At 62.5% G+C, this 16,358-nt stretch carries 14 protein-coding genes and 1 pseudogene; 9 read left to right on the top strand and 6 right to left on the bottom strand.

The features are described from left to right. Positions 1–9 precede the first annotated feature (9 nt). Entirely contained in the window at positions 10–1,518 is a 1,509-nt protein-coding gene (locus HCN58_RS04710; protein WP_171578201.1) for a SulP family inorganic anion transporter, read from the top strand. A gap of 254 nt (positions 1,519–1,772) precedes the next feature. Here the strand turns inward: HCN58_RS04710 and HCN58_RS04705 are convergent, their stop codons facing one another. Further along, on the bottom strand, positions 1,773–2,387 hold the full coding sequence (locus HCN58_RS04705; protein WP_235983374.1) for a phasin family protein: 615 nt from the start codon (positions 2,385–2,387) through the stop codon (positions 1,773–1,775). Between the two features lie 216 nt (positions 2,388–2,603). Between HCN58_RS04705 and HCN58_RS04700 the strand changes: the two genes are divergently transcribed. From HCN58_RS04700 to HCN58_RS04690, 3 genes are all read left to right on the top strand, one after another. Next, positions 2,604–2,807: a hypothetical protein gene (locus HCN58_RS04700; protein ID WP_171578200.1), complete on the top strand. Its 204-nt coding sequence runs from the start codon at positions 2,604–2,606 to the stop codon at positions 2,805–2,807. A gap of 250 nt (positions 2,808–3,057) precedes the next feature. Continuing rightward, on the top strand, positions 3,058–4,188 hold the full coding sequence (locus tag HCN58_RS04695) for a glycosyltransferase (protein WP_171578199.1): 1,131 nt from the start codon (positions 3,058–3,060) through the stop codon (positions 4,186–4,188). A gap of 7 nt (positions 4,189–4,195) precedes the next feature. After that, complete coding sequence (locus HCN58_RS04690) at positions 4,196–5,698, top strand: glycosyltransferase family 39 protein (RefSeq protein ID WP_171578198.1); 1,503 nt, start codon at positions 4,196–4,198, stop codon at positions 5,696–5,698. Between the two features lie 15 nt (positions 5,699–5,713). On the opposite strand, the gene HCN58_RS04685 is transcribed toward HCN58_RS04690, so the two are convergent. Both HCN58_RS04685 and HCN58_RS04680 read right to left on the bottom strand, forming a co-directional pair. Continuing rightward, complete coding sequence (locus tag HCN58_RS04685; RefSeq protein WP_171578197.1) at positions 5,714–7,609, bottom strand: CHASE2 domain-containing protein; 1,896 nt, start codon at positions 7,607–7,609, stop codon at positions 5,714–5,716. 11 nt (positions 7,610–7,620) lie between these two features. Continuing rightward, positions 7,621–8,139, bottom strand: coding sequence for a FecR domain-containing protein (locus HCN58_RS04680; RefSeq protein WP_171578196.1), 519 nt, complete (start codon positions 8,137–8,139; stop codon positions 7,621–7,623). Between the two features lie 278 nt (positions 8,140–8,417). On the opposite strand from HCN58_RS04680, the gene HCN58_RS04675 reads away from it, so the two are divergent. From HCN58_RS04675 to HCN58_RS04655, 5 genes and pseudogenes are all read left to right on the top strand, one after another. Beyond that, a complete protein-coding gene (locus HCN58_RS04675) occupies positions 8,418–9,113 on the top strand; it encodes a DUF899 family protein (protein WP_171578195.1) in 696 nt (231 codons plus the stop codon). A 143-nt stretch (positions 9,114–9,256) separates the two neighbouring features. Then, positions 9,257–9,451 carry a hypothetical protein gene (locus tag HCN58_RS04670; RefSeq protein WP_171578009.1) on the top strand — a complete coding sequence of 65 codons (195 nt, stop codon included), beginning with the start codon at positions 9,257–9,259 and terminating at the stop codon, positions 9,449–9,451. A 262-nt stretch (positions 9,452–9,713) separates the two neighbouring features. Beyond that, the gene (locus HCN58_RS04665; RefSeq protein ID WP_171578194.1) at positions 9,714–10,865 is read left to right on the top strand and encodes a DUF2778 domain-containing protein; all 1,152 of its coding nucleotides are present in this window, start codon (positions 9,714–9,716) and stop codon (positions 10,863–10,865) included. 418 nt (positions 10,866–11,283) lie between these two features. Continuing rightward, positions 11,284–11,837: pseudogene (gene lepB / locus HCN58_RS04660) on the top strand (signal peptidase I); the annotation flags it as partial. Between the two features lie 422 nt (positions 11,838–12,259). Then, the gene (locus HCN58_RS04655; protein WP_235983373.1) at positions 12,260–13,021 is read left to right on the top strand and encodes a Crp/Fnr family transcriptional regulator; all 762 of its coding nucleotides are present in this window, start codon (positions 12,260–12,262) and stop codon (positions 13,019–13,021) included. A 93-nt stretch (positions 13,022–13,114) separates the two neighbouring features. Here HCN58_RS04655 and HCN58_RS04650 read toward each other — a convergent pair whose 3' ends face one another. The 3 genes from HCN58_RS04650 to groL form a co-directional block, all read right to left on the bottom strand. Next, complete coding sequence (locus tag HCN58_RS04650; RefSeq protein WP_171578192.1) at positions 13,115–13,312, bottom strand: hypothetical protein; 198 nt, start codon at positions 13,310–13,312, stop codon at positions 13,115–13,117. Between the two features lie 467 nt (positions 13,313–13,779). Next, positions 13,780–14,247 (bottom strand): phasin family protein, encoded by a 468-nt coding sequence (locus HCN58_RS04645; RefSeq protein WP_311966770.1) that lies wholly within the window; start codon positions 14,245–14,247, stop codon positions 13,780–13,782. Between the two features lie 401 nt (positions 14,248–14,648). Beyond that, a complete protein-coding gene (groL, locus tag HCN58_RS04640; RefSeq protein ID WP_171578191.1) occupies positions 14,649–16,289 on the bottom strand; it encodes a chaperonin GroEL in 1,641 nt (546 codons plus the stop codon). Positions 16,290–16,358: the final 69 nt, after the last annotated feature.

The following is a 16,358-nucleotide window of genomic DNA, read 5'->3' as shown; positions in this document are numbered from 1 at the left end:
GGATATATCATGCAAGTCACCGGTCCCGCCGCAACACAATCTGACTTCGAAGACTCGCCATCAATCCTTGCAGTGCTTCGCGCGCCGAATCTCTTTGTTCGTGAATCGCTTGCCGGCGTCATCACGGCGCTGGCGCTGATTCCGGAGGTGATCTCGTTCTCCTTCGTCTCTGGCGTCGATCCGAAAGTGGCGCTGGTCGCCTCGATCGTGCTGTGCCTCGTGATGTCGATTCTCGGCGGCAGGCCCGCCATGGTCACGGCCGCTGCCGGTTCGATTGCGCTGGTGATTGGACCGATGGTGAAAGTGCATGGCGTCGGCTACATCCTCCCGACCGTCCTGCTTGCGGGCATCATCCAGATCGCATTCGGCCTCGCCGGACTGGCGCGGCTGATGCGCTTCATCCCACGTTCGGTGATGATCGGTTTCGTCAATGCGCTCGGCATTCTGATCTTCGCTGCGCAATTGCCTCACATCTTCAATGTTCCCTGGCTCGTCTATCCCTTATTCGCGTTGACAATTGCCATCGTCCTGGTGATGCCGCGGATGACGACCGCCGTGCCGGCGCCGTTGGTCGCGATCATTGTCGTGACTGCGGTCGTGATCGTGGGGCATCTGACAGTCCCGAACGTCGGCGGCGAGGGCACTATGGCGCCGGGACTGCCGGGCATCACCGCATTCGCGGTACCGTTCGACCTCAACACGCTCCGCATCATCTGGCCGACCGCCATCAGCGTCGCTTTTGTCGGCCTGCTCGAAACCCTGCTGACCGCCAAGCTCGTTGACGAGCTTACCGACACGCGTTCGCACAAGGGCAGGGAATCCTGGGCGCTCGGCGTGGCCAATATCGCCGCCGGCCTTTATGGTGGCATCGGCGGTTGCGCGATGATCGCCCAGACCGTCGTCAACGTGAAGATCGGGCAGGGCCGGACCCGCATTTCAACGGCAGTCGCCGCCATCGTGCTGCTGCTGCTGGTGACCGGGCTCAACGAATTGATGGCGCAGATACCGATGGTCGCGCTGGCCGCCGTCATGATGATCGCGGCTCTCAAGACGATCGATTGGCACAGCGTCAGGCCGGCGACGTTCAAGCGCATGCCAATCCCGGAAACGATCGTCATGGTGACCACCGTTGCGGTGACGGTCATCACCAGTAACCTCGCGATCGGCATCGCGGTGGGCGTGGTATTGGCGATGATCCTGTTCGCCCGCCGGGTCGCGCATGTCATTCGCGCCGAGCGCACGGTGAGCCAGGACGGCGCGTCGGTCCGCTACAGCGTCCATGGGCCGTTATTCTTCGGCTCCAGCAACGATCTGGTCGAGCGTTTCTCCTACAGCGACGACCCCAAGCGCGTTCTGATCGATCTCACCCATTCCCAGATCTGGGATGCATCGAGCGTCGCAGCGCTAGATTCGATCGAAACCAAATACCGCGAACGCGGCGCCACCGTCATCTTCACCGGCCTTGATCAGCGCAGTTCCTCGTTTCACCAGCGGCTCACCGGCCAGCTCGGCGCCTGAATTTTCGGATAGCGGCACGAAAGGATCAATCAATGGCCATCTTCCATTGGCTATCGAGCCTTACGAGCAAGATCATGCGAGCCTGGGCCGGCCGCTATCGCCCGGAGCGGCACTATATGCGCGGGTCCGGACCGGCATCGAAACGACGCCAGACCCAGGGCGCCGGTTCATAGGCGTGGTCGCTTCGCAAGGAAAAGGGCTCCGGCAAACCGGAGCCGTTCACGAGTCTTGCCAGACCGGTATGGCGTGATGCCTTAGGACTTGCCGCGCGTTTCCGGTGCCTTGCCTACGAGGCCCTGAAATGGCTGGAGAGTCTGCTTGGCGAGCTTGTTGTGAAGCTCGCAGATCTTCTGCGACTCGGCGACCGAGGTTTCATAAGCCCGCTTCACAAATTCGCTTTGAACCGTCATCGCCTTGTCGAGCGAGCGAACGCCGCTGAGTTGCTCGACAAAGGATCCGAATTCCTCGAGCGATTTCCTTGTGTAGTCGCGATAGGCGTTCGCGATGGTCTGCAGGCTGACGGGCGGAGGCTCCGCCGCGGGCTCGACGGGCGGGGACCGGATCGACGCGACCTCGGCTGGTGCCGGCTCGGCCGGCGAGGGCGCTGCAGTCGGCTGCGGCTCGGGCGACGCGGCCGGTGCATCGACCGGCTCGTCGACGGTCGGCTGATCCATCTTCGGGCTTTCCGCGTCAGCCAGTTCCGGCTGCAGTGGTGGATCCTGATCCGGGCTCTGCAATTCAACCGGCGCCGGGCTCACGGTCGGGCTCTCGGTCGGGCTCTCTTGGGGAGCGGCCTTTTTGCCCCGCTCTCCCTTGCGGTTGCGCCGTCCGGATTTCCCGGCCGGCTTGGCCTGATCTGTATTCGACATCTTGTTCCCCTATTCCTGTCAAATCAAAGGTCGAGACTCCGCCATGTTTGCGATCTAATCGCGGTTCTTGCTTGTCCGTTGCGCGGCACTCGCGTGGTGAGATTTTGAAGGTTGGCGTCGGCGGCGGCTTTTATCGCTGGGCTGATGTCGGGACTATTCCTCCGCGCGCTGTTCCCGTGATATCAGTTCCCAGTCAGGCGTTGGGGAAAATTGAGGATGAACTCGCAGTCAGTCGCCGGCCTCTTGGGAGCCATCGTCGCGTCAATCGTGATGGTGGTTGCAGTCGCCTACGGTCCTATCGGCCAATATGGAAAGCCCGCCAAACCGGCCAGCCTTCAGCAACCGGTGCCGGTGCAGGTGCAGCCGGTTCCTGCGGCGCCAGCCCCGCGCGGGCCGGTGATTCGGGAAGTGCCGAATTAGAAGGGGCGTTATCGCCCCTTGCGGAACGCGGGAGGTGTTCCCATATCCAGCTTAACGGCGACGTTAACGCTTCAAGACGCTCCGGCGCTGGGACGACCATGAATAGCTTGGCTGCGCCGGATGTACGCGCGCCTCTGTTCGTGGTCGTTGGCATTTTAGGCTCTTAGTTAAGGCCGTTTTCCCCCATTGACTGGCAGTTCCGGAACCCCCGCCTTGGCATGCGGGGCGGCTGCGGATATACGCTGGCCCCATGTATGATGCCATCAAACCGGGCCCCGAAATCCCGTCGCAGGCCGGTTTGCCTGAGCTTTCGGTCGTCGTCCCGACATTCAACGAACGCGACAACATCACCGTGCTGTACCGGCGGCTGCAGGCGACGTTGGCCGGTATTGCCTGGGAAGTCGTCTTTGTCGACGACAATTCCCCCGACGGGACCTGGGAAGTGGTGCGGGGGCTGGCGCGGAAGGATTCACGCGTCCGCTGCATCCGCCGGATCGGGCGACGCGGGCTGTCGGGTGCCTGCATCGAAGGTATCCTGGCATCGAGCGCGCCCTATGCAGCCGTGATCGACGCCGATCTGCAGCACGATGAAACACAACTTCCGAAGATGATCGCGCTGCTGCAGAGCGGCGAGGCGGAACTGGTAGTCGGCAGCCGTTATATCGAGGGGGGCAGCGCCGAAAGTTTCAACAAGCAACGGGCAGGGGCCAGTCAGCTTGCGACCGAAGTCGCCAAGCGCGCGCTGAAGGTCGAGATCGCCGACCCCATGAGCGGCTTTTTCATGATTCGCCGCGACCGTTTCGAGCAACTGGTGCCACAGCTCTCGACCCAAGGCTTCAAGATCCTGCTCGATATTGTTGCGACCGCGCAGGGCAAGCTGCGCACCATCGAAATTCCATACTCCTTCGGTTCGCGCCAGCATGGCGAGAGCAAGCTCGATTCCATGGTGGCGCTGGATTTCCTCGGCCTGGTACTGGCGAAGCTGACGCGCGACGTGGTCTCGCTGCGTTTTCTGTTGTTCGCGATGGTCGGCGGTACCGGCCTTGTCGTGCATCTCGTGGCGCTGTTCATCGCGCATGAAATTTTCAGGGAGCCGTTTGCGGAGGCGCAGGCCGCCGGCGCGCTGGTCGCCATGACCAGCAATTTCATCCTGAACAATTTCCTCACCTATCGCGACCAGCGGCTGAAGGGATTTGCGATCCTGCGCGGCCTCTTGCTGTTCTATCTGGTTTGCGGCGTCGGCCTGCTCGCCAACGTCGGGGTGGCGTTTTCCGTCTTCGAGCAGGAGCCGATCTGGTGGCTCGCGGGGTTTGCCGGCGCGCTGATGGGCGTGGTCTGGAATTACGCCATGTCCGGACTGTTCGTCTGGCGCAAGCGGTGAACCCAAAATGAATCCGGATGAGGCGCGCCTTGCCCTCAACTCGGGTCTGGCGATCCTGGCGCTGGTTGCGCTGCGGCTCGTAGCCGCGGCGTTCACGCCGATCACCTTCGACGAAGCCTATTACTGGATGTGGTCGAAGCATCTCGCCGGCGGCTATTATGATCATCCGCCGATGGCCGCCGTGGTGATCCGGCTCGGTACCCTGATCGCGGGCGATACCGAATTCGGCGTGCGGCTGGTTTCGATCCTGCTGGCACTGCCGATGAGCTGGGCGATCTATCAGGCCGCCGCCATCCTGTTCGACAGCCGGCGCGTAGCTGCCTCCTCGGCGATCCTTCTTAACATCACGCTGATGGCCGCGATTGGCACCCTGATCGTTACGCCCGACGCGCCGCTCCTGGTGGCGTCCAGTTTTCTGCTGTTTGCGCTCGGCAAGGTTCTGCAGACCGGCCGCGGCATGTGGTGGCTGGCGGTCGGCGCCGCCGCCGGCTGCGCGCTCTTGTCGAAATATACCGCGCTGTTCTTCGGACCCGCGATCCTGATCTGGCTGATAACGATTCCCAAATTGCGGCACTGGCTGATCTCACCCTGGCTTTATCTCGGCGGGCTCGTTGCGCTCCTGCTGTTTGCGCCGGTCATTCTCTGGAATGCCGAGCACCACTGGGTTTCCTTCATCAAGCAGATGGGGCGGGCGCGGATCGAGGATTTTCGGCCTGTCTTCATCGCCGAACTGATCCCGACGCAGATCGCGTTCGCGACGCCGCTGGTGTGGATCCTCGGCGCAATGGGGCTTTACGCGCTTCTCCACAGCCGGGCCGGCGCGCTGCCGGCGCGCGCGCTGGTCAACACGATGTTCTGGATTATCGTCGCCTATTTTGTCTGGCATTCGCTGCATGCGCGCGTCGAGGCCAACTGGTTTGCGCCGGTTTACCCGGCGTTTGCCGTCGCCGCTGCCGTTGCCGCCCATCTGGTCGCGTGGGAGCCGCGCTGGCAGCGCCTGGTCGATTTCTGCCGGCGCTGGGCGGCGCCGAGCGGCGTGCTGATGTTCGTGCTGCTGGTCGTGCAGGCCGATAGCGGCGTGCTGTCAGGTTATCGCCGCGATGCCACCGTGCGCAGCGTCGGCATCGGCTGGCGCGAAACGGCCGATGGAATTGAGGCAGTGAGGGCGCGCGTCGGTGCAACATGCGTGCTTGCATCGGATTACGGCACCACCGCGTGGCTCGCCTTCTATCTGCCGAAGGGCACCTGTGTCGCGCAGCACAGCCAGCGCATCCGTTGGGTCAACATGCCCGAACCTGATGCGGAGCAACTCGCCGGAAAATTGCTTTATGTCTATGAGGCTTTGCTTGGCGACACGCCCTATCTGAAGGACAGGTTTGCCGGTATCGAGCGGGTCGGCGAGGTCCAGCGCAAGCGCGGCCCACTGGTGATCGAGACTTATGCCCTCGATGTGCTGGAAGGGCCGAAAGGCGAGGTGTTCGACCGCACGCCGCCGCCGGAATTGCAATAGGACGCACTAGGCCAGTCACTCGGCTGCGTCGGGACGCGTGCGTTGGTCCAGCGTGGGGCGTTCGCTCCGCCACAGCCAGACCGTGAGCGAGCCGGACCGGCCGCGGATCTGCGCCTCGACGGGGCCGGCAAGGCTTCCGGTTTTCAGCCGCGCGCCGGTGCGTTCGGCTGCGATCCGCAGTGTATCACTCAGCGCCAGCCGAACATCATGGCGGGCCGCCACTTCCATCAGACGGCTTGCCACGTTCACGGTGTCGCCGGTCGCGGTGATGTGCTGATGGTTGCGACCACCGAGCCGGGAGGCGACGATCGGCCCGAAATGCGCGCCGATCTTGAAGCCGATTCGATGCGCGATTGCCGACGGCAACGCTTCGATCCAGCGTTCGGTCTTGACGCAGAGCGCGATCGAACATTGTGCCGCGCGCGTAGCGTCATCCGCAGCCGGCTCCGGCAAGCCGAACAGGATCATGGCGCCGTCGCCAAGGAAGCTCGTGATCATGCCGCCGCACCGCGTTGCTTCCTTGTCGACCAGCGCGTGAAACTCCTTCAATAGCCCTCTCGTGGCATCCGGATCGAGCGTTTCGCTGAGCGAGGTAAATCCGGAGAGATCGACGAACACGACGGCGGCATTCTGCCTGACCGGCGCCAGCAGGAAATCAGGATCGCGCATCAACCATTGCTGCAGTCCCGGCGTCTGGAATTGTTCGAGCAGCCTGTTTTGCACGGCGAGATGCTGAGCGTTACGCCGGCCCGACCATAGCTGGACGGCGCCGAATAGCATGAGCGGCGGCGTTGCTGCGGCAATGGTCGTCGCGGAGTGGAGCCAGATGCCGTGCGCGAAAGCAATCGCGTTTGCGGTCGCCCATGTCAGCACTACCGCGCTGACTGCCACGAGTCCGATCGGGTTTCGCCGCCACGCCAGCAGACCGACCAGCAACACCGGGAGCAGGATGGTCGTGATCGCCTCCGCGATGCGAACCGTCTGGTCGCGCACGAGGCCGTCTCCGGCGATCAGATGCGTAACCGCAGTGGAAATGATTTCCACCCCTGGCATCAGTGAATCGAATGGCGTCGGGAAGAAGTCGCCGGCGCCGGTAGCGGTCGCGCCGAGCACGACGATCCGACCCTGGATGGCTTCCTTGTCGACCTGGCCGTCGACCAGATTGGCGGCGCTGATCGTGCGAATGGTCTGGCGTGGGCCGTAATAGGAAATCGGCAGCGCGTAATCGGAAGCGGTCGCGATCGGCCGGTCGCCGAACCTGAGGCGCTCGGGCTCGATCGTCAGCGGTTGCTCGATTGCGATTGAGGCGACACGGAGCGGAAACGACAATTCGATCTTGTCGCGTGTCCGGAACAGCATTGGAACCAACAGCGGCGTGCCGGTCTGACCCGTCGCCACATTGGCAATACCGACTTCCGCGCGGTCGGCGAATGCCGGAAGCGGCAGCAGAAAGCGGTTGGCCTTCGGCAGGCGGGCCAGTGGCCCATCATTCTCAGCGGAAGGCTGAACGGTGTTCGAAAATACCGCAGCCGCTGCAAGCACCGTCGGACGCGCCGCGAGCGATTTCGCCAACGCCGCATCGCCGTCGGTGGGCCCCTTGTCGATCAGCAGGAGATCGATCGCGATGACTTTCGGCTCCAGCCGCGCGATCGCCTCGACGATTTTGGCTATCTCAGCGCGTGGCAGGGGATAGGTGCCGACGAGTTTGACGATGGTGTCATCGATCGCGACGATGGTAACGAGGTCCGGCGGCGTTTTTACGCCGCGTAGCAGCGTGCGCACATCGGTCAATGCCGACTCGAGTCGGTCCAGAAATCGCAAATGGCCGCTCGAATGGCCGAGCCATATCGCGCCTGCCCACAATCCCGTGCAAAGCAACGCAATCAGAATATGAAGACGTCGATGGCTCATCCGCTCGGCTTCTATTGTCCCAATCTTGCCATCAGGGCCGCAACGCGCGCGGGCGGCCAGCGCTTGACGATCAGGTCGCCCCACGGTTCGACATCGACGCCATCACCGGCGCCGAGCACGACACTGCCGCGGCCGGCGGGCCGCGCCACGCTCACGCGGCCGTCGACGACGAAGACCGATGTCTTTGCACCTTCGGCGTCCACCGTCCATTTGGTGCCGCGCACCGCCGCAATCGCCTGCGGCGTCACCACGTCGAACCTGGCGCGGCCCGGCTTCTTCGGCACCTCGAGCAGCAGGGCCTTGTTGCTGAGCTCGATGGAATCGACATGGCCGTCGCGGTTGCGATCCCTGAGTTCGAACTTCGCGCCGCCTTCGGCCACGATCGTGATCGCGGTTGGGCAATGGAGCGTCTGCGCTCCCTGGGCTGTCGGCGCGGATGTGCAGCCCAAACTCGCCGGCTGCGCCGCCGCAGGTCCGGCGAGCAAGAGACTTGCAAAAGCGATCCATCCGGCGCGTGCCAGCATTGTCATGGCAGCATCCCCTTCGGGTACGGGGCGAAATAAAATCAAATGCGATACGGTACCGTATCACACGCTACCGTTGAGTCCAAAGCCAATGATAGGCCCCCAGATGTGTCTGCGTTGAGCCCGTAAGGTTCGATGCAAGGTTGTGATACCCGAATCCGCGCAAAACGGCGGCAAAACGGGTCGAAAAATGGCGGTTTCGCTGTCGATTTTTTGCTGGCTGACGTCGGACCAGATGGCCGCCGGGCGTCTTGTAAGGGATCGAGCAAAACCGAGGTGTTCCCATGACCGGTTCCGCACTGAAGCCCGCCGCCGAACTCGCACGCGGAAACAGCGTGCGTTTTCCCAACGAGAGCGCCGAATATCGCCGCGCCCGCGAGCAATTGCTGACTGAAGAGATCGAACTGCGCCGTCACATCGAGCGGGTCGCCGAATTGCGCCGCGCGCTGCCGCCGGGCGGGGCGGTGACGAAGAACTATGAATTCGAAGGCGAGGGCGGCAAGGCGACCTTGCCGGACCTGTTCGACAACAAGCAGACGCTAGTGATCTACAGCTACATGTTCGGCCCGCAGCGCGAGCAGCCGTGCCCGATGTGCACGTCATTCATGAGTACCTGGGAAAGCAAGTTGCCCGATGTCGAACAGCGCATCGCCTTCGTGTTCGTGGCGCGCTCGCCGATCGCGCGATTGATTGAGGCGAAGAAGGCGCGCGGCTGGACGCGGCACCGGATCTATTCCGATGCGTCGGGCGACTACACACGCGACTATGTCAGCGCCGCGGATGCGGACGCGCCCGCCTACAACGTGTTCACGCGTCGCGACGGCAGCATCCGCCATTTCTGGTCCGGCGAAATGGGACCATCGACCGCCGACCCTGGACAGGACCCGCGCGGCGCGCCTGACATTGACCCGCTGTGGACCATCCTGGACACCGCGCCGGAAGGGCGCGGCAAGGATTGGTATCCGCGCTTGAGCTATTAGCGCCCCGCTCAACGCCGCCGATGGCAAGCTCGACGTCTTGATTCTTCGCTGCGAACCGATCGGACCTGTGTTGCGACTGGCATCGGATCCTCGGGGCCTTGAACGATTTTCGAAACGAAGTACTTGCAGTGGCGGAGAATGAAATGCGATCCGATCCTTACCTTGCACCCGCCAGGGCTCTGGCCGTTGAAGCCGGGCTCGACCCCGATGCGAAGATCGATCGGCCCGGCCAGCGGCCGATGCCGACCTGGCGCTTGTTTCGCGACGTGCAGCACACGCTGAGGCCATTCGCCGTGGCGATCGCCGGCGAGAATGAGTTCGACCCGTTCGAGGATTGAGGCCGAACTTGGCCCGTTAGGGGACATCCGGCGGTCGTTACGCCGGGTGTCCCTGATTGGGACTAATTCCCCGCATCACTACGGGGCAATTTTCCCAATAGTTCCATACATTTGAACCCGCCTTATATCCGCCCGCGTTTAAGCCGGATTTAACGAAAATTCGCCTTAATGACGCTCTGTGCCTCTGCGAGATGCTGCCTGGGATCTATCCGGACGCGGCATCAACTGGGGACTTGGTGGAATTGTTCTGGGCGTTGTGTGAATGAGTAAGCGTACGCGTGCGTTCGGCCCTGCGGCCCGCAACCGCAGGAAACCTTCCCGTAAAGGCGTTCCCCAATATTTCCTCGGCGGTGCCGCGGTCGCGGGCCTCGTGCTGGGCTGCGCCTGGACCGTTTACATAAACGTGATCGGCGCCAGCATCTATCCATCCGTGAACGGCGCCGCCGTCGAGGCGCCCGTCGCCAACAACGCGAGCACCGTCGCTGCGCGGGCCGTGCGGCCGGCCTTCGACGAAATATTCGCCTCGCTGGAGCCACGCCCGCTGGTAATGCCTGCGCCGGAGAACGTCGCGACGTCGCTGATGTTCAACGAAAGGTTCGCAGCCGCAGCCGCGCAAGGCGAGCCGTCGCGAGCGGCCGAACCCAAGCCCGTCGAATCGGCGAGACTGGCGGAAGCTTCGCCGCCAGCCGAAGCGCCGAAGGCGATCGCGGCGCCGAAGCTTGCCGAACCGGCGAAGCCTAAAATTTCCGCTCCTGCCACCAAGCTCGCCTTGAACGCACCGGCGCCGGCGGAGCCTGAAGCCAAACCCGCGAAGGCATCCGGCTCTACCGTTCGCGACATGGCGCAGCGCGCCAAGGCCGCCGTGATGTCGATTGCTTCCAACGACAAGCAGACCATGGTCGAGAAGCTGTGGGGCAAGCAGCCTGCGCAGAACTCGCTGCTCGCTTTCGCATCCGCCGACGCCAGCGTCACCGGCAGCATCATCGATACACGAAGCCAGAACCCGCTGATGGGCGGTTCGCCGCCCTACGATCGTCAGACTGCGGTCTACGATATCTCCGCGCGCAAGGTCTATCTGCCCGATGGCAGCCAGCTCGAAGCGCATTCGGGACTGGGCTCGAAGATGGACGATCCCAAATCTTCGCATGTGCGGATGCAGGGCGTGACGCCGCCCCACATCTACGAACTGAAGCCGCGCGAGGCGTTGTTTCACGGCGTGCCGGCGCTGCGGCTGACGCCGATCGGGGGCGAAGAAAAAATCTTCGGCCGCGACGGGCTGCTCGCGCACACCTACATGCTCGGGCCGAGCGGCCAGTCCAACGGTTGCGTGTCGTTCAAGGATTACTACGCGTTCCTCGACGCCTATCGCAACAAGGGCATCCGCCGGCTCGCCGTGCTGGCGAAGGTTCAGTAGGCGCGGAGCGTAGCGCTGCCGCGCTCGACGGTCAGATCCAATTTGCGACAACCGCATTATGCTGTCATGCCCCGCGAAGGCGGGGCATCCAGTACGCCGTGGCCTATCGGTTCAATCATTACTGTCTCTGGAATGCTCGATTCACCGCGGCGCCTGTCGTCGGCTTCGCTTCTCGCAGTGGCGAAAGACAATGACGCAAGCTCATCGCCGCGCATGCGGGGGATCCAATACGCTCCGGCTTCTCGGGTTCAATTACTGCTGTCTCTGGAACACTGAGTCGCTCGGTCCCGTCTACGCCAAGGCGCCGGGGCTTTCCCTCTTGGCTCGCCGTAGCTTTGGCGGAGGCGGCAAGCCGGGCGATGACGACTGAGTATGAGGAAGCGTTTTCGCGGCTCAGTTCGCCCGAGTTTTGCTTCTAGAATACGCCTACGGCTACACGCATTATTCGTTGCCGTTCTCGCCGGCGCTGTTTTAGGGCGCATCCTCGGCTCCATTCCCGCGCGCGGCGATGTGATCGTTTTCCGTCTGCCGAAGGATACGTCAACCGACTACGTCAAGCGTGTCGGGTCTTCCTGGCGATCGCATCCAGATGAAGGATGGAGCGCTTCATATCAACGGAACGGCCGTGAAGCGCGAGCGCGTCGAGGAGAGCGATGCGTGCGGAGGCGGACCGGACAAGGTGAAGCGCTGGCGCGAGAGGTTGCCGGAGGACGCGAGTTACGAGACGCTGAATTGCGTCGATAAAGGCTTTTACGACAATACCAACGCCTTCACCGTTCGCGCGGGCCATCTGTTGTGCTCGGCGACAATCGCAACAATTCCACCGACAGCCGTGTTCTCTCGGCTGTGGGATACATTCCGCTGGAGAACGTCATCGGCCGCGTAGGCATGATTTTCCTCTCACGCGATTCCGGCAGCACTGGCGCGGAGCCGATCATTCGTTACGGGCGGATCGGGGCGGTGGTGCGTTAACGGGACTGACGAGGGGAGAGAACCCAAAGCAAAGACCTCGGCGTCGCTTCCCGGTTTTGCATTTTTTGAGGACGGCTGACACCGCACGGATCGGCAGTTTCAAAGATGGAACAGTCGCTTTGATCGCGACTTGCCGTCGGCCGGAATGGAACCGTACAGTCCCCGTAAGCCTACGGTGTTACCCATGCGCATTTTGCGGTTGCGTCCGGCGGCTCATTTGCATCTAACTCCTGAGACACCGCGAGCAGTACCTCGCGCCCGAGCGTTTGGAGTTTGTTGTTAGAGCGAGAGCGTGTTTGAGTGAGTATGTGTAAAGAAGGCATTTTCAAACTTGTGTTAAAGCTCCCGTGCCACGACGCTCCAGACGGAGATGGTCGCGGATGGCTCACCACGGGTTTCCCGCAGTGACGTCTCCTGTGAGAATGGGTAATCGCCTACTTGCAGCATTGCCGGCATCTGACCTTGATCTGCTGAAGCCCGAGCTTGAGACGATTGCGCTCGATCAGGACGCGGTCCTTTCGCGGGCAGGCGACGCAATCGAGTACGTCTACTTCCCTCATAGCGGCGCCATCTCGCTGATGATCGACATGGCGGACGGACACACGGTCGCCACCGCCGCAGTCGGGCGTGAGGGGGCAGTAGGCATTCTTTCGGTGCTCGGGCCGTCACCTTCAGATATGACCGCGGTCGTTCGTGCGGCGGGCACCGCCTCTCGGATCCCGGCATCGCGATTTCACGCTGCTTTCAACCGCAGCCCTGCGATCCGGCACGCGGTCCAGATTCACGTCAGGGCGATGCTGATGCAGCTTCAACTCGGTTCAGCCTGCAATGCGCTTCACCCGGTCGAAGCCCGCATGGCTCGCTGGCTGCTCCAGCTTCGCGACCGCGTCGACCATAATGTGCTCCCGCTCACCCAGCAGGCGCTATCGCAAATAGTCGGGGTGCGACGCACGACGGTGACGCTCCTGATGCGCAAGTTGCGCGCGCGCGGAGCGATCAGGTCCGATCGACGAGGCCTGATCGAGATCGATCCGGCGCGGCTCGCGGCGGTCGCGTGCGAATGCCACAACGTCATGCATCTCGAAGTCGAGGAGATGTTCGCGCTCCATTCGGTCCGATCTCGCGCGGCGGTTCTGCCCGAGGATCGGCGCATTCCGGGAATTAAATCGGGCGGTGCCATGTGAGCGCGCTTCCGCGCGACTGCTCGACCTTCCGCGTCGCGACTTGTTGCTGCGGCATTCCGGAACGCCCATCAAAGGGCGGATTCTCGGTCCCGATCAGGTTCTCCGCCGCCAATCGCGGTTGAGTGCCGACTCGGATGCCGCCTCGAGCTTCGCAATCTCTCGCAACACCTTCGCCGTCTGGCGCAGCTCGTTGCGCTCAGGGCCCGGCTTCAGCCGTCGCGCTTCGTCAAGAAAGTCCTTGGCCTGCAGCAGCCAGGTGGACGTGTCGGTTGAGATTTGCATGCGCGCCATGGTGTCCCTCCATCGCGATCATCACCTGATCTGTGTCGAAGCTTACGTCGGGGAGGCAGCGCTGCGATGTCGCACACGGATGCTCGACTCGTCGACCCAGGCCTCGCGGGCAAACCAGGCGTGATCGGTGTGGCAGATCACGCAACGGGTCCGCGAGAAAAACACTGCGCTGCGGCTAAAGCTCTCGCGATCAGTCTTGATGCCGGTGGGAATCGGATGTCCGGTTCGCGGACATTTGACCATGACCATTCCCATATCGCCCTCCCTTGAGATTGGTTTGTCGATGTTTGAAAAAAGCACCGGCCGGTTGGAATGCGCCTCTTGTCGGTGCGGTTACTTGGGGGGCATCGCGCACCGCGTCTGATCGAGCATCGGGGTAGTGGGCCGCGTGCTCATCGCTTGGGCTTGTTCCAACCGGCCGGATCCCTCCTTGACGTAATCCTGGATGTGATTGAGCGCCGGTCTTTCTAGCCGGTTTGATGGAGAACCTTGGTAAAGTGCTTCCTGATCGGCTCACCCGTTTCCGTCGCAAGCTTCTGGGTAAGCGCCCACAATTCCCTGTTCTGGCCAGAAGCGGTGTCGAACGCCTTGCGCGCTTGTGCCGCGGACAAGCTAAGGACATCGGAAGCTGACTTGCTGCCGAACAGATTGACGAAGAAATCGAGCGTGGAGGCGGCATTGGCGTTTGAGATTTCAAACAACTTGAGCCCGTAATCAGTCGCGCTCCTCGCATTACCCGAATAGCTCTCGCGCAGCGCTTCCGTCATCTCCTCCGAGGCGACCTTGATTTTCTCGCAGCCTTCGCGTGCGCGGGCGAAGCTTTGCTCGGCAAGTTCGCTCACCACGCCAGGCGCGGCGATCTTCGAGAAGTCCAACCATGGCATTCCAAGAATATGCGTTCCGTTCGGCGTGGCTTTCATTTCGCTTTCATTCACGGCAACATCACCTTTCCAAGCGAAAGCGTTCCTCGCAACGCTGGCTTGCGTCACGAGAGCTCACGCTCCGCGTTCGATCGATTGTGGATGAGGATTTGACCCAGCCCTCGACGTTACTTTGCCTAGGAGAAGCGGGACTGTCGGTTCGGTTTGCGACTCTCGCGAAAAGTTTTTTTGAAAATTGTCAACGCATACGCTCGTATATTTGCGGAGCGCTGTGCATAACAGGGATATCGCTTAAGCAGAGGGAAGATTTTTCTTCAGCGTGACGTTGCGGAAACACGGCGCGGTTGCGGTCCGCGTCGGCCCAAACAAAAACCCCGGCATTGCTGCCGGGGTTCTGCATTTGTGGAGCGAGATCCCGGTTCTGCGGTGCACCGCGTCCGGGACGACTTCGTCGCTTAGAAGTCCATGCCGCCCATGCCGCCGCCCGGAGGCATTGCGGGGCCGCCGGCGTTCTTCTTCGGCAGTTCGGCGATCATGGCTTCGGTGGTGATGAGGAGAGCCGCAACCGAAGCTGCGTTCTGGATCGCCGCACGAACCACCTTGGTCGGGTCGATGATGCCCTTGGAGACCAGGTTGCCGTATTCGCCGGTCTGCGAGTCGAAACCATAGTTGTACTGGTCCTTCTCGAGGATCTTGCCGACGATGACGGAGCCGTCTTCACCGGCATTGATCGCGATCTGGCGGGCCGGCGCGGAGAGCGCCTTGCGCACGATCTCGACGCCGGTCTTCTGGTCATCGTTGGCGGTCTTGAGGCGCTTGAGCTGCTCGGTAGCGCGGAGCAGGGCGACGCCGCCGCCCGGCACGATGCCTTCTTCAACCGCCGCGCGGGTCGCGTGCATCGCGTCATCCACGCGATCCTTGCGCTCCTTCACCTCGACTTCGGTCGCGCCGCCGACGCGGATCACGGCGACGCCGCCCGCGAGTTTGGCCAGACGCTCCTGCAGCTTCTCGCGGTCGTAGTCCGAGGTGGTCTCCTCGATCTGCGCCTTGATCTGCTGCACGCGCGCCTCGATATCGGCCTTTTTGCCGGCGCCGTTGACGATCGTGGTATTTTCCTTGTCGATCATCACCTTCTTGGCGCGGCCGAGCATCTGCAGGGTGACGTTCTCGAGCTTGATGCCGAGATCTTCCGAGATCGCCTGACCGCCGGTCAGCACCGCGATGTCCTGCAGCATGGCCTTGCGGCGATCGCCGAAGCCCGGAGCCTTGACAGCCGCGACCTTCAGACCGCCACGCAGGCGGTTGACGACGAGGGTGGCGAGGGCTTCGCCTTCGACGTCTTCGGCGACGATGACCAACGGCTTGCCGGTCTGTACCACGGCTTCGAGCAGCGGCAGCAGCTCATTCAGCGAGGAGAGCTTCTTCTCGTTGATCAGGATGTAGGCGTCGTCCATTTCAACGCGCATCTTGTCGGCGTTGGTGACGAAGTAGGGCGAGATGTAACCGCGGTCGAACTGCATGCCCTCGACGACGTCGAGTTCGGTCTCCAGCGACTTGGCTTCCTCAACCGTGATCACGCCCTCGTTGCCGACCTTCTTCATGGCGTCCGCGAGGAACTTGCCGATTTCGGCGTCGCCGTTGGCGGAGATGGTGCCGACCTGGGCGATTTCCTCGTTGGAGGTGACCTTCTTTGAGTTCTTGACGAGGTCCGCGACCACGGCTTCCACCGCCAGGTCGATACCGCGCTTCAGGTCCATCGGGTTCATGCCGGCGGCAACCGACTTCGCCCCTTCACGGACGATCGCAGCCGCGAGCACGGTCGCGGTGGTGGTGCCGTCGCCGGCAGCGTCCGCCGACTTGGAAGCGACTTCGCGCACCATCTGAGCGCCCATGTTCTCGAATTTGTCGTCGAGCTCGATCTCCTTGGCGACGGTGACGCCGTCCTTGGTGATGCGGGGAGCGCCGAACGACTTGTCGAGCACGACGTTGCGGCCCTTCGGGCCGAGCGTGACCTTCACGGCATTGGCGAGGATGTCGACGCCGCGCAGCATGCGGTCGCGGGCATCGACGCCGAACTTGACTTCTTTGGCTGACATTTTGGGTTTTCCTGAGTTGATCTTTGTTTCTCACCCTGTCGGGGAGGCGCCTTGCGGGCGCTCCTCAGG

It is taken from the genome of Bradyrhizobium australiense (assembly GCF_013114825.1).
In the GTDB taxonomy this organism is placed as follows: Bacteria; Pseudomonadota; Alphaproteobacteria; order Rhizobiales; family Xanthobacteraceae; genus Bradyrhizobium; species Bradyrhizobium australiense.
This window is presented reverse-complemented; position numbering and strand designations above follow the sequence as displayed.

What these genes read in the sequence shown, in the direction of transcription:
- HCN58_RS04710 (WP_171578201.1), top strand. Translation starts at nt 10, where the DNA reads ATGCAAGTCACCGGTCCCGCCGCAACACAATCTGACTTCGAAGACTCG.
- HCN58_RS04705 (WP_235983374.1), bottom strand. Translation starts at nt 2,387, where the DNA reads ATGTCGAATACAGATCAGGCCAAGCCGGCCGGGAAATCCGGACGGCGC.
- HCN58_RS04700 (WP_171578200.1), top strand. Translation starts at nt 2,604, where the DNA reads ATGAACTCGCAGTCAGTCGCCGGCCTCTTGGGAGCCATCGTCGCGTCA.
- HCN58_RS04695 (WP_171578199.1), top strand. Translation starts at nt 3,058, where the DNA reads ATGTATGATGCCATCAAACCGGGCCCCGAAATCCCGTCGCAGGCCGGT.
- HCN58_RS04690 (WP_171578198.1), top strand. Translation starts at nt 4,196, where the DNA reads ATGAATCCGGATGAGGCGCGCCTTGCCCTCAACTCGGGTCTGGCGATC.
- HCN58_RS04685 (WP_171578197.1), bottom strand. Translation starts at nt 7,609, where the DNA reads ATGAGCCATCGACGTCTTCATATTCTGATTGCGTTGCTTTGCACGGGA.
- HCN58_RS04680 (WP_171578196.1), bottom strand. Translation starts at nt 8,139, where the DNA reads ATGACAATGCTGGCACGCGCCGGATGGATCGCTTTTGCAAGTCTCTTG.
- HCN58_RS04675 (WP_171578195.1), top strand. Translation starts at nt 8,418, where the DNA reads ATGACCGGTTCCGCACTGAAGCCCGCCGCCGAACTCGCACGCGGAAAC.
- HCN58_RS04670 (WP_171578009.1), top strand. Translation starts at nt 9,257, where the DNA reads ATGCGATCCGATCCTTACCTTGCACCCGCCAGGGCTCTGGCCGTTGAA.
- HCN58_RS04665 (WP_171578194.1), top strand. Translation starts at nt 9,714, where the DNA reads ATGAGTAAGCGTACGCGTGCGTTCGGCCCTGCGGCCCGCAACCGCAGG.
- HCN58_RS04655 (WP_235983373.1), top strand. Translation starts at nt 12,260, where the DNA reads ATGGGTAATCGCCTACTTGCAGCATTGCCGGCATCTGACCTTGATCTG.
- HCN58_RS04650 (WP_171578192.1), bottom strand. Translation starts at nt 13,312, where the DNA reads ATGGCGCGCATGCAAATCTCAACCGACACGTCCACCTGGCTGCTGCAG.
- groL (WP_171578191.1), bottom strand. Translation starts at nt 16,289, where the DNA reads ATGTCAGCCAAAGAAGTCAAGTTCGGCGTCGATGCCCGCGACCGCATG.